9 protein-coding genes are annotated in these 13,404 nt (G+C 39.7%); 1 reads left to right on the forward strand and 8 read right to left on the reverse strand.

Annotated elements, in window-relative coordinates; genetic code table 11:
• Nucleotides 1-9: 9 nt before the first annotated feature.
• The 6 genes from FAZ15_RS08780 to FAZ15_RS08805 form a co-directional block, all read right to left on the reverse strand.
• Nucleotides 10-930 carry an ABC transporter ATP-binding protein gene (locus FAZ15_RS08780; protein ID WP_136900939.1) on the reverse strand — a complete coding sequence of 307 codons (921 nt, stop codon included), beginning with the start codon at nucleotides 928-930 and terminating at the stop codon, nucleotides 10-12.
• 78 nt (nucleotides 931-1,008) lie between these two features.
• Nucleotides 1,009-2,370, reverse strand: coding sequence for a RagB/SusD family nutrient uptake outer membrane protein (locus tag FAZ15_RS08785; RefSeq protein WP_162304905.1), 1,362 nt, complete (start codon nucleotides 2,368-2,370; stop codon nucleotides 1,009-1,011).
• A 17-nt stretch (nucleotides 2,371-2,387) separates the two neighbouring features.
• The gene (locus FAZ15_RS08790) at nucleotides 2,388-5,975 is read right to left on the reverse strand and encodes a SusC/RagA family TonB-linked outer membrane protein (protein WP_136900941.1); all 3,588 of its coding nucleotides are present in this window, start codon (nucleotides 5,973-5,975) and stop codon (nucleotides 2,388-2,390) included.
• 142 nt (nucleotides 5,976-6,117) lie between these two features.
• A complete protein-coding gene (locus FAZ15_RS08795) occupies nucleotides 6,118-7,266 on the reverse strand; it encodes a FecR family protein (protein ID WP_136900942.1) in 1,149 nt (382 codons plus the stop codon).
• Nucleotides 7,267-7,480: 214 nt separating this feature from the next.
• Nucleotides 7,481-8,053, reverse strand: a complete 573-nt coding sequence (locus tag FAZ15_RS08800; protein WP_238387203.1) for an RNA polymerase sigma factor — start codon at nucleotides 8,051-8,053, stop codon at nucleotides 7,481-7,483.
• A 457-nt stretch (nucleotides 8,054-8,510) separates the two neighbouring features.
• A complete protein-coding gene (locus FAZ15_RS08805; RefSeq protein WP_136900943.1) occupies nucleotides 8,511-8,735 on the reverse strand; it encodes a helix-turn-helix domain-containing protein in 225 nt (74 codons plus the stop codon).
• A 126-nt stretch (nucleotides 8,736-8,861) separates the two neighbouring features.
• Between FAZ15_RS08805 and FAZ15_RS08810 the strand changes: the two genes are divergently transcribed.
• A complete protein-coding gene (locus FAZ15_RS08810) occupies nucleotides 8,862-9,521 on the forward strand; it encodes a hypothetical protein (RefSeq protein WP_136900944.1) in 660 nt (219 codons plus the stop codon).
• 91 nt (nucleotides 9,522-9,612) lie between these two features.
• Here the strand turns inward: FAZ15_RS08810 and FAZ15_RS08815 are convergent, their stop codons facing one another.
• Both FAZ15_RS08815 and FAZ15_RS08820 read right to left on the reverse strand, forming a co-directional pair.
• Entirely contained in the window at nucleotides 9,613-10,785 is a 1,173-nt protein-coding gene (locus tag FAZ15_RS08815; protein WP_136900945.1) for an ATP-binding protein, read from the reverse strand.
• A gap of 198 nt (nucleotides 10,786-10,983) precedes the next feature.
• Nucleotides 10,984-13,365 carry an ABC transporter permease gene (locus FAZ15_RS08820; protein ID WP_136900946.1) on the reverse strand — a complete coding sequence of 794 codons (2,382 nt, stop codon included), beginning with the start codon at nucleotides 13,363-13,365 and terminating at the stop codon, nucleotides 10,984-10,986.
• Nucleotides 13,366-13,404: the final 39 nt, after the last annotated feature.

The following is a 13,404-nucleotide window of genomic DNA, read 5'->3' on the forward strand; positions in this document are numbered from 1 at the left end:
TTGATATGTTTATTGTTGGGACAATTGTTTAAATATTTCCTCTACCGAGTCTTTTTCGAGCGTAATTTCCTGTAAACGCCAGCCGTTCTGCACGCTTTTCGTGACGATGGTTTCGGCGATCCCAGCCTCTCCGCTAAAAAACAGGCGTACGAGTCTATCGGTAAGAATTTCTGCTCTGATGATGCCCTCAATGGTTTCCAATGCGGCGATATCCGGCATATTATTAAAGTGGATCAGCAAGCTGTGCGGCTCAATGTAATTGTTAAACGCTTCCATCGTATCTTCAAATACGATCCTTCCGTTCTCAATCATCTTAATGTCCCTGCATAGCAACTGCACCTCGGAAAGAATGTGTGAAGAAAATATCACCACCCTATCTTTAGCGATGTCTTTAATCAGGTTCCTCACCTCAATGATTTGGTTGGGGTCTAATCCATTTGTCGGTTCATCGAGTACGAGGACGTTGGGGCGGTGTACAATGGCTTGAGCGATGCCCACGCGTTGTCTGTACCCCCCGGAGAGGTTTTTGATCAATCTTCCACTGAAGTGGTCTATTCCGCAGCGTTCTTTTGCTTCTTTCACTGCATCTTTTCGGACCTGGCCAGACATGTCCCGTAGGCTTGCGCAATATTCAAGGTACTCATCCACGGTAAGATCCAAATATAAAGGCGGATTCTGGGGCAAAAAGCCTATTTCCATTTTAGCGCGCATCGGGTCATCCCTGAAGTTGATGCCATTGATATAGACATTTCCTTCCGTTTGATTAAGGGATCCACAAAGAATGTTCATCGTGGTGGATTTCCCGGCACCATTTGACCCCAGGAGCCCGACAATACCATATTGGCTAATCTCCAGATTGATGTCACGTATCGCCCAGCTGCTGCTATATCGATGCGATAAATTCTCTATTTTTACTATACTTTTTTCCAAAATTTAGTGATTTTACATTTTATAGGAATATTAATTCTGCTGCTGATGTTATAAAAACCATAAGTAACAGAACATAATTTAATTCGGATTTTGTGTTAACTCCGGATTTTGATTAACGATTATAGGAGAAAACGGAAATACATATGCGTTGCTGTTAGGCTCCAGCGTGTAGGTCGTACCATTGTAGACACGTGTAACCGTTTTTGCGAATGCGGCATCTTTGTTCAAGCGTTTTTGGTCAAACCACCGAAGTCCAGTTCCGAATAATTCCCTACGGCGTTCATTAATAACCATTTCTAACGCCTGCTGATCTGATGTAGCTGTAAGCGCCACATAATCGTCCTGCGTAAACCTAAATTTACGCAAATCATTTAACGCCTGTAAGGCGTCTGCACGTCTTCCTGCACGTGCCAGGCATTCTGCCCGGATGAGCCAGGTCTCGCCAACTGTTAATCCCACGCATGCGTTGTCAGCACCAGCTCCGGCAAAAAATCGCCTACCTGTAAAGCTGGGATAACCGATGCTTCCGTCTCTGGTAAATAGAGTATATCTCAAGTCTTTAGTCCCTAGTAAGTTCAATAAGTCTTCGCTCAACTGCAAGCCGGCATAACTAAGTCGGGGAATTTTACGTAACAGAACTTCTTTGTTTTGTATCAGCGTAGGAAATGCAGCATTAACGAACAGATTGTAATCATTAAGTCCGTTTGAAAGTGCTAATGCTTGTTCTGCTGCTACTCGAGCGGCCTCAAAATTACGCATGTTCAAATGAACCTTAGCCAATAGCGCATAGGCGCTGCCTCGGTACGGGTTCACTGAATTCATTTTAGCAGTAGGCAATAAAGGAATAGCGGTTTCTATATCTTTCAGTACTTGGGCATAAACTTGAGCAACAGTGGCCCTTTGCAAGTTTACAAACAGCCTTGCTTCCAATAACAGCGGTACACCAAGATCAGTGCCAGCCGTCGAAGCATCGTATTGCTTCCCATGTGAATTTACCAGCGTAAAATAAGTAAATGCCCTTTGAATAAGTGCTTCCGCATAAATCGCATTCTGCTCTGCCAGAGAACCATTTTTACTCTCCAATACACCTGAGATCACGGTGTTAAAAGTATATATTGCTTTATACATGGAATTCCAATCAAAATCATCCTCTTTGTCGATATAGAATGGTTTTGCCCAGGTATATTGCGCAACGTATACACTATTGTAGGAGATTTCGCTTTGGAGGTTCGGATCTTTGAGATCAATGTCATCACAACCTATAATCGCTGCATTTGCCGAGCCAAATTCTGAATCGGTTCTACTGTTCATTAGTAGGCGATAATCATTTGTATATACTAAAACCCGCTGGCCTTGCACCGGAACATTTTCTACATATTTCCGGCAGGAAAATAAGGTTGCGGCAGTTATAGTGATGAAAAATACTTTAAATACATTCATAGTGATTTTTTTATGCATTATAAACTTAGGTTAAGTTGAAAAGAATAGTTGCGTACGGGAGCCAATTGGTAGGTGTTGCTCACATTAAATAAATAGTCCGGATCAATTTTCTCCTTATTTTTGGCCCAGATCATACCTAGGTTCCTGCAAACCACAGATAAACTCAAGGCCTTAATACCCATTTTAGCCACCACCGGCTGAGGAACCGCATAGGACAGGCGCACCTGATTCAATTTTACATTGCTTCGGCTTCTCACCAGTAAATCTGAATTGGAATATCTCTCTACACTGGTTCCATAATTAAAACCCTGCGAATAATCCGATGTAATTCCTGGAACGTTGGTCGTTAATTCATCACCTGGCTTTCTCCAGCGCTGTGCCAAATCTCCGGCACGGCTTAAATAAAATCCCGTTTCAGCAACTGAGGGCCTTAAAAAAACACCACCGAGCTGATATTGAAATTGAAGACCCAGATCAAACCTCTTGTAGGTAACGTTAGTGTTATATGCACCATACCATGGTGAGGTTGTTCTTCCTGAATACGACTTCACATCATAAAAAGGGAAATCCCAGGTCGTATACAATTTGCCTTGCTCGTTAGGATCCTCTATTAATGTTTCTCCTTTTTCATCCAATCCTGCAAACTTATACGTAAATAAATAGTCTGTCGGGTAACCATCGTACAATGCCTCCTCCCCAGGCGCCAGCATATTGGCGATAGGCAATTTAAAACGCTCATCATGAATGGTATTGGTATTGTAAGACAAATTGATCGTATTGTTCCAAGTCACTTGTTTAGATCTAACGAGTGCAAATGAAAAACCTAAATCTACACCCTCTCCGTCTAATGTGGCCGCATTAAATAAAGTTCTTGAAAAACCATAGGTTCCGTTGATGGGCAATTCATAAAAGATATCCTTAGTATGTTTTTTGTAGTATTCAAAGGTTCCAGAAATGCGACTGTCAAAAAGGGAAAAATCAAGTCCGTAATTCAGCATTTTGGTCTTTTCCCACGCCAGATCTTCTCGCGCGGGCTTTTCAATACGCGCATTCGGAAGGAGGGAATAACCATCTGTTCCCTGTAATTCGATCACCGTTACCGGTGCATAGCCCTGTGGGGCATTTCCGGTGAAACCATAAGTAAACCGTCCGGATAAGGCGCTCAACCACTCCACATCTTTCAAAAAGCTTTCCTTTTTCATGTTCCAGCTTAATCCCCCAGACCAAAGCGGGATGGCTCTTTTTCTCCGTTCCACACCAAGCAGGTTCAAATCATCAAAACGTGCACTTGCCGAAACAGTATACTTGCTATCATAGGTGTATGAGGCAGTTGAATAATAAGATAATGCCCTGGTGGTTCTCTCTACAACCGGCGAGGACGTAGCCCCAATAGCCGGACGGTTTCCAGTTATATCCAGGTAGCTTCCATTGGGATTTACCGGCGTAAATGAATTGATCTCCTTATTATAGCCATAACGGTTCTCTCCGCTGGTTTTATTAAAAACCTCACGAATTTCATTCCCCAGTACAGCGTTCAGTTCATGTTTGTTGTTCCAGTTTTTATTGATGTTTAACTGGCCCCTCAAATTATAGCTCTTGGTTGATCCATTATTCGTAATCAACTTTCCACCAATAGGAAGGCCATAAACCAATTGACCAGCAGAATTTATAGTAGTCGCCCTATTTATCATAATCCTGGCTTCGTAACTATCCGGTTCCTGATAATTTTCACGCTCGGTAAAATTCCGGCCCAGATTTCCAGAGACCGAAAAATTAAGCCATGAAGTAATCTTAGTTCTGACATCTACATTCAGGCCCAAATTGTTACCTGTATTGATGGTATTGTTGTAATTCAATTCATCTAGCGCGGAATACCTAAACGGAAGATAACCTTGGCTTTCTAAACTCCGGGCCCTGGATGGAATCGTAAAAACATCGTAGTACATCGTGCTTCCATCCGAATTGACCAGTAAATCATAAGGGCGCAGTCCAAACGGAGACATGCTCATCCCAAGCGCAGCGGCGGGATTAGTTTTATCCGTAGTGTTACCGTAAATCAGGGAAGTATTAATTGCAACGCGTCCTTTTAGGAGATTGGAAGTTGTAGATAAGTTGAAGGAATAACCCTTATTCTTATTTCCTTTGTATATCCTGTCATCGGTATTGTAAGAGCCAGACATGTAATAAGAGCTATTTACACCACCACCGGAAAGTGATAAATTATATTGTTTTGTGGCCTGCCGCTGAAGCAGGTATTCAGAAATTTGATCTGCGTTATCATATTGTGCCAATGCAGCAAGCTCTGCATTCATCTGGGCTTCAGAAATTTCGCCACGCTTGTTTTTAAAAATGACGGCTTGGGCTTGAGTCAGGTTTCCCGATATATAGGCTGATTGGGTAAGGTCTTCCACATAATTTTTATTGATCATATCTTTTTCAAGATCAATGTAATCAGCGACAGACATCATTGGCCCGTAATCCGTCCTGGGTTTTGCACCGGTGCTATAGGTAGTCGAAAAGTTAAGTGATGGTGCTGCATTTTGTTTGCCTCTTTTAGTCGTAATTACAATAACGCCATTTGCCGCCTGAATACCCCATATAGATGCTGCAGCAGCATCCTTTAAGAAAGTTACCTGTTGAATGTCATCTGCGTTAAGCAAATCCAGTGCACCATTTTCGATGGAAATCTGCGATGGAAAGCCATCGACCACTAAAAGGGGCTCTACGCTCACCTGAGTATAATTACCAACGATGGTCGAGACACCACGTATGTTAATTGTTCCGTTTCGGCTTTTACCAGCTGTTGTCTTTGTCGAAATATTCACTCCCGGAACCAGCCCTTGCAAACGTTCAAGGATACTGACCGTTGGAAATTGTGCAATCTCCTTAGCCGTTATGATCCCAAATGAACCCGTTGCGCGGTCTCTGTTCAGATCCTGATAACCTGTACTTACGATGGATACATCCTCAAGTGCTGCAACCAAAGGCTTCATGGCAATCACCACGCTATTTTGACCATTTAATGTTAATGTATCCGATTTATAACCGATGAAAGTCGTAATCAACGTTTCCTTACCCGTGAGGTTTCGCAAGCCAAACGATCCATCTGAAGCCGTTTTGGTAACCTGGTTGCTTCCTCGTACGGAAACACTGGCGCCGGCCATTGGTTCTCCTCTCTCATTCATTACCAATCCCCTTATATCTACGTTATGAATGGTAATGGTAACGTGTTGAGTGAGAGTGTTTTCCTTTTTACGTACAACAACCATGTTGTTCTGGATTTCGAAAGCTAAGGGCTGGTTTTTAAAAATAACCTCAAGAACTTCCTGAAGTTCCATATTTTTTACCTGGAGATTTACAGGTTTCGCAGCTTTTAATACACTACCGTCTGCGACAAAGTCGTAACCGATCTGCGATTTAATTTTGGAGAAAATCCTTACTAGTGACGCGTTTTTTTCTGATAATGTAATTTTCTGTGCGAACCCTACTACGGGAACTTGCATAAGAAATGCTAAAAATATCATGCTGGTTAATCGCATAATTAGCAAGGTTTTGCGGCATATACCTTCAGGCATACCGGGTTTTCTGATATATTTTGTATACATTTATTTCATCTTAGGGTTCTGTAGCATACCTCAACTTTCCACGGGAAAGGTTACTACGGATTCGGTTGATCAGTTGTTTTTGGCCCAAGCCAAATTTTAATCAGGTTCCGATCTTCGGGATCTGGTTAATTTATTCAAGTAGTTATTTCGACACGTATACCTTCCTTCCTTCAACTTTAAAGTGAACTAATTTTGTGGATTCCAAAGCCCGGAGTATCTGGCTTATGTTTTTAGATCTGGAAACATTCCCTGAGAACGTACCTGTGGGGATGCTTCCCTCGTAAACGATCTGGATGTTATACCATCGTGCAATGTCACGCATAATGCTTTCTATACCCTTCTCAGTGAATATAAAATCGCCTTCTTTCCAGGCCATATTTTCTTCCAGGTTCGCTTTGGCGATACTGATAGACTCTCCTTGAAGTAGGGATTCCTGTCCAGGACTCAGCACAATTTCATCCTCATAGATAACTTTTCCGTTATCATTCCATGTGGCAGCCTGAAAATTTACACGCACGCTGCCTTCTAGAAGGGTGGTTATCACGCTCGCCTCTTCCTTATAGGCTTTAATGTTAAAGTGCGTCCCTAAAACAGTTACGTGCTGTCCTTTTGTTTTTACAATAAATGGATGCGCCTCATCTTTTTCAATTTGAAAGAAAGCCTCGCCTTCGAGGTCCACTTGGCGGTTTTTTAATGCCGTGAAAGAGGTTGGGTATCTTAAAGAAGAACCGGCATTCAAAAATACCAATGATCCGTCAGGTAAACGCAAACGCGTTCGCTGCCCTCTTGCAGTTGATAAGCTATTGTATTCTACTTGACCTGATCTACTTTCTCTAATTTCGTAAAGAATGCTACCGTCTGCTGCCTTTGAAATTTTTACTCCTCCCTGTCTCGCGATATCTCCAGTAATCGTGTTATTGATCGATATTTTTTCTCCATTTGCCAAAGTCAAAGTTGCTCCCTCTTTTCCCGGAGCAATATCATTAGCATAAGAAATTGTTTTTACGGCTGTTCTATCTGGCTGGTTGCTGAAGTAAAACAGACTAGCACCTAATACAGCTATAAATAATGCAGCAGCTATTGCAATGCGTGGCCATAGTTTGACTTTACGAATCATTGGTCCTGGCAGATTCTGCTTTATCAATTCTAGCTGTTGCTGCTTTTGCGCATCATTGAATCCTGAAGTATCCTGCACATTTAATGCAGCATACCATTTTTCAACAATAGTCTGTTCAAGGGGATCTGCCTCCCCACTTATGTATCTCTTTAATAATTTTTCTGACTCTTTCATTGCCTAAAATAGGGAAATGTTTTACCCCCATTTATAGTTAAGACAAACAAACTCGCCCGAACAAGTATCCGAGATTAAAAAAAAGTTAAATAAATGTAAGGTTCTGCTTTTAATAGTTTGTTTTATCGGTGTTTTATTTGTTTTTGTGTTGAAATTCAAGCGAAAAGTTCCATGAAAGATAGTATTCATGGAGAATTTAGGAAATAAGGGGTGATTAAGGGAAGAAAAAAGTTATGAAGTATAATGAGCCGAGTTTTTTTCTTAAAATTTTAAGCACATTGGTTATTTGTTTAGATACTGTCGTTTCTGAGGTACCTAGCAGTTCTGCAATCTGTTTATGGGAAAGTCCCTCTTCACGGCTTAATTTATACACTTCTCGCATGCGTGTTGGTAGAGCATCGATTTCCTTTTGTATAAGCTCTGTGAATTCTCTTTCTCGAATCTGAAGGTCGATCAGGTAGTTCCCTTCATTAATAAATTCCTCCAGTGATTCAAGATAATGCATCTCTTTTCTCCGCTTATAAATCAAATTGAGAGAGCGGTTCCTAATGGCTGTAAACAGGTAGTTGGACAATCCTGTAGTTATATTGAGAGATATTCTCTTATCCCAAAGTTCAGTAAACAACTCCTGAATAACATCTTGGACATCCTGAGCGTCACCAATTTTCTTATAGGCATGTTGCTGAAGCAGCACTTTATAGCGGTCATATATTTCCAAAAATGCCTTGTGGTCGCCTTCTTTTAGAAGCGTCATGAGTTCAGTTTCGGTTTGATTACTATATACCATAATAATGATTTCTATTGTCAATCAGCGACAGATAGTTCGATAATTTAATAAAGCATGGGGAAATCATATGAATTTAGTGATTTCTGTTAAAAATGGGCAATATTTAATATAGCAAAACGGATAATCCGTAACTAAAATAACTTTCTGGAATAATTCGCAAACAAACGCCCCAAAAAAAACTAAAAAAGATTTTATAATTTTTAACCTAAGTCAAAGCAATGTCGTCGTATAAATCCCGAAAATTGGCGTATCTCTATAAATTTAATATGCGAATTTAATCAAAATTTCCAAATAATGCAATCTGTTGGTCTTTATAGAAAGGATCATTGTACTGCTTGTTTGAATGTTTACTTCGCAATTCCTAATGTCAGGATGACAAAATGAAAAGTATAATGTGCGACGCGTTACTATAGTAAAATATTGCCCTCATTTGGATTACGCTATAATATTACACATTCTAAGAATCTGACTCGTCTAAACTTAAGTCTGCACAGAGAATTTTCATCATTTCGCAAGGATCTGTATCAATAGCTAATGCGATCAAGTACATTTCATCTAAACGTAGTTTGGCGCTATCGGTCATGGTTAATTCGTTAATTCTAGCCTTGCTGAGTCCAGTTTTACGGGCCACCATCGATTTATTAACTGATTTCTTTGCTAAGTATTCTCCTAGTTTAGTCATTGCTATTGTGTCTATTTGTATAGATAAATGTATGAAATGTAAATAATTTTTAAACAGATGTTTTGAATATTGATATTTAATCTATTTATTTGTATAGAAAAACTATATAAATCAAATTTAGAAATTATGAAAGAAAGGAAATTTAAACCTACAACAAAGGTGTACAGACGGATGTATACCCCCTTTGAAATGATAATGTATTACCGTATGATGTTATTACGGATTTCTCGGCATTTATCTCCTATTGAGATTTCTTTTTTAATGGGAAAGCGTCTGGATTTTATACGTAAAGTAGAGACATTTAAATTTAAGAAGTTAACGATAGTAGATCTGCTTAGGATGGAGCGGGCTTTGGATCTAAAAAGTATAGGGTTTCTTTTTTCGGAAGGACAAGAAAGCCTCAATGATAACTACTCTTATCAACTGACCTATATGGTATTAGAAAGCCAAACTGTCTATCAGGTTGAAAGGTTAGATAGTGTAGAGAATGCCTTTGTTAATGAATTCAGATTGATCGATAAGAGACATGATATAGATCCATATACCGTGTCAACTTCGACTGAGTTAGACAAAATACACACCTGTATGCGAGAGCTATTTGCCGAAGGTTATTTTAAAGATAAAAGGGATCCGTATGAAATTTACACGAAGTGTTGCACCGACATGGATCAATATTTAAAGCCAAAAAATGTGCTAAGCGTTTTACAAGGTGATTCAGAACAATCTTTCGCTATTCAGCGGATGGAAAGCAAAGACGGAGCTTTCTATATGGAACGTGAGGTGTAAAAATTAAATAAAATCTTTAAGTCGTAGGATTTTACCGATTATTAACCAATTTCCCCAAAATCGGTTTATTTAAGTTCGCACCCCCTGCGGCTTATTTATAAAGACTTCCGTCCGATGCTTCGTTCCAGCTCCTGACGAGATACTTACTGCGCTTTTGGGATTGATTGCCTCCGTAGATCAAAACCTTTTGCACATGTGTTTCCTGATAGCTTTCGAATTTGTCCAACTGTTTAAACATTTCTGTGGTTATTGTCTTAGCCGCTTTTATTTCTGTCGCTATAAAGGTGCGGTCAACCTTCCAAAGGAGGTCGATTTCATTTCCGTTACTGTCCTGCCAGAAATATAGATCGTTAAATTGATAAAGGTGATTGGTGCTTTTTATGTGCTCTGCTATAATCATATTTTCGAATATGTTACCTCGAGCCTGATCCAATAACAATTGTTCTGTTGTTTTTATACCTAAAAGAAAACATAATAATCCGGCATCGTAAAAGTAAAGTTTGGGTGTTTTGACTAATCGCTTATTCCTGTTTTCGTAATAGGGGTGAAGTAGAAATGTGATGTAACTGCTTTCTAAAATAGACAACCATTCTTTAGCCGTATTAAAAGATATATCGGCTTCGTTAGCCAGCGCAGAAAGGTTGAGCAGTTGACCAGCCCTGTTGGCACATAGCTTGATGAATTGTCTAAACTGTCGGAAATCCTTTATTTTTAATAGCTCGGTAACGTCTTTATCGATGTAAGTCTGTAAATAATTGCTGTAAAAGATGGAAGGGTTAATCTCCCGATCATAAATAGCAGGATAAAAACCCCGCAGTGTATTGTCGGCATAGTCTTCGGATAGAAGTTGGTGTGCTTTTAGTTCTTCTAAGTCAAATGGGAGTAGTTTGAACAAGGCTACTCTGCCCGCTAGAGATTGCGTTATACTTTTTAGTAAATTAAAGTTTTGAGAACCGGATAAAATATATTGCCCCATAAGTCCGCTTTCATCTACGCGCCCCTGTAGATAAGAGAACAGCTGAGGGACACGTTGTATTTCGTCCAGAATGACGTATTTATCATAAAGATCCAAAAAAGCCGTCGGATCGGATTCGGCAAACTCCCGAATGTCTGGATCTTCCAAAGAAATATAGCGATATGTAGGGAACGTGTTTTTGAGCAATGTCGTTTTCCCAGACTGTCTGGGGCCAGTAAGGGCTATGATAGGATACTTGTCCTTTACTTCGTTTATTTTATTCGCTATCCTTCTGGTTACAAACATCATTCAATCCTTTGACAGGACAAATATAAATCATTTTGATGAAATTACATAACTTATATTGATGAAATTACATAGACTATACTGATGAAATTACATAACTTCTATTGATGAAATTACATAACTTCGGTATTGCATAAATGATGATATACTTAAGTTTGTAGACATCCTTGTTCTTTGTTCCTTTATCCTTATTCCAACCTGCTACTCATCCCTCAAGCTATCTACAGGATTTGCCCGTGCGGCTTTGATAGATTCGTAACTAACCGTTAAAAGTGCCACTACAAAAGTCAAAAAAGCAGCCGTGCCGAAAATAATCCAATTGATTTCGATACGATAGGCGAAACCGGACAACCACGTTGATGCCCCGTACCAAGATACAGGAATGGCAATAACAATTGCCAAAATCAATAACCCGAGGAAACTTTTGGTCAGAAGATATACAATGCCTGCGACGGACGAACCGAGGACTTTTCGGATTCCGATCTCCTTAAAACGTTGTTCGGCCAGAAAAGAGGATAGTCCATATAGACCCAAGCAGGAGATGAAAATTCCCAAACCAGCAAATATATTGAAAAGATTACCCAAACGATGCTCGCTTTCATATAGCTTATCTAACTCTTGATCGACAAACCCATAGGAAAAAGGAAAGTTGGGGTTGAAACTAGTATTGATTTCCTCTAACAGTCTTATGGTAGCCTGTAGTTGATGTGGCTGTGCCTTTACTACAAACATTCCGCCCCAATCGTTAAACCGCAGCATTAAAGGTTCGATGATTTGACTAGCGGGTTTAAAATTGAAATCTTTTACCACTCCGATGATCTCACCTTTAACGCCCCATAACGTAAATGGCATACCGATCGCATCGTGGGGAGAAATCCCCATGATGTCGGCTAATCTTTCATTGATGATGTAATTGCTACTATCTTGGTATTCTTTAGAAAATGGTCGGCCGGCAACCATTTTTATATCAAATACATCAATAAAGCTTTCGCTGACATCCATCATAGGTACAATGAGATCAGAATTAGGATCTTTTCCTTCGTATTGAAAATCGACAGTTCCGCTTTTTAGGTTCGAAGGGATCATATCAATGACCGTGAAATTTGATGTCAAGGAATTTTGTGCTAACGCATCTTTATAAGCAGCCTGTTTGCCCCAAATTTCCCCATTCATTTCTACATAGATCAAATTGGATTTATCAAATCCAATATTTCGATTTTTGATAAAGTTTAACTGTTTGTAAATGACAATAGTTCCTACCAATAAAAATATGGATACCACAAATTGGATCACCACCAACGCATTTCTAAATATCAGATGACCATGGTTGCTCGTGGTAAGCACGCCTTTAAGCACGTTGATTGGTTTAAATCCGGATAGATACAATGCAGGATAACAACCAGAAAGAATCCCTGTAAAGAGTGATATGCTTAAGAGGGTAATTATTATGTTAGAATCGAAAATGTGTGTTTCTAACGTTTTCCCGATTAATAGACTAAAGACTGGTGAGATGAGCCATACCAATGTCATTCCTAGAATGAGGGATATATAGGTGATCAACATGGATTCTCCAAAAAACTGAAAGACGAGCTGTAGACGCTTTGCCCCGACAACTTTTCTTAATCCAACTTCTTTTGCTCTCCGTGCCGAACGTGCTGTTGTAAGGTTCATGAAGTTAATGCAGGCTACAACCAGAATAAATATGGCTACCAAAAACAGCGTATTCACATATAAATGGTTACCTCGTCCTGCAAAATCAACCTGAAAATTACCAGAGTATAGATGGATATCAGGTAATGCCTGTAAATGAAAAGTTGTTTTTAATAAAGAGCCTGATACATGTTCTCGATAGATGCCTGCAATTTCTTGCTCCAGTTTCTGACGATTAGACGAAGAGGAAATATAGTTTTCATCCAGCTCAATATATCCGTAATTGACAAAGTTTCTCCAGTCTTCTTTTGTCTCGTACATCCAATTGTCTGGGCTGATAGCTGTCATTGGAAGGAGGTAATCAAACTGAAAGTGTGTGTTGTTTGGTAGATCAGCTAATACTGCAGATATTGTTACAAGTTTTCGGTTGTCTTGTTTTAATGTTTGGCCTACAACATTTGTCTTTCCAAAATATTTCTTGGCCATACTTTCTGTAATGAGTATCGAGTTGGCATCCTGAAAAGCCGTGTGCCGATTACCGGCTATAAGAGAGAAAGAAAACATGTTCAAAAACGTAGTGTCAACATAATAGCCTCCTTTTTCTTCAAAACGAATGCCTTTGTTTTCAAAAGTTTGATTGATCTGATGGCTAATACGGGTATAGCGTTTGATAGAAGGACTTCGTTCAGCGATTTTAGGTGCAAGAGGAGGGGGAACAACCGCAGCTTTAAAATCTTCCGACAAACCGCTTGTAATGCGATAGATCTTGGAGGCATTTTGGTGAAAATTGTCATAGCTTCGTTCATTGAAAACCCATAATAGTATCAGTACACTTGACGCTATCCCTACAGACAAGCCAAGAATATTCAGTAGTGAAAACGCTTTATATTTCCAAAGGTTGCGAATCGCTATTTTTAGATAGTTCTTTATCATTTTCGGTATCGAGATCTAGTTATTATCTACAATCTGTTA

The sequence above is a fragment of the Sphingobacterium olei genome, from assembly GCF_005048855.1.
Taxonomy (GTDB): domain Bacteria; phylum Bacteroidota; class Bacteroidia; order Sphingobacteriales; family Sphingobacteriaceae; genus Sphingobacterium; species Sphingobacterium olei.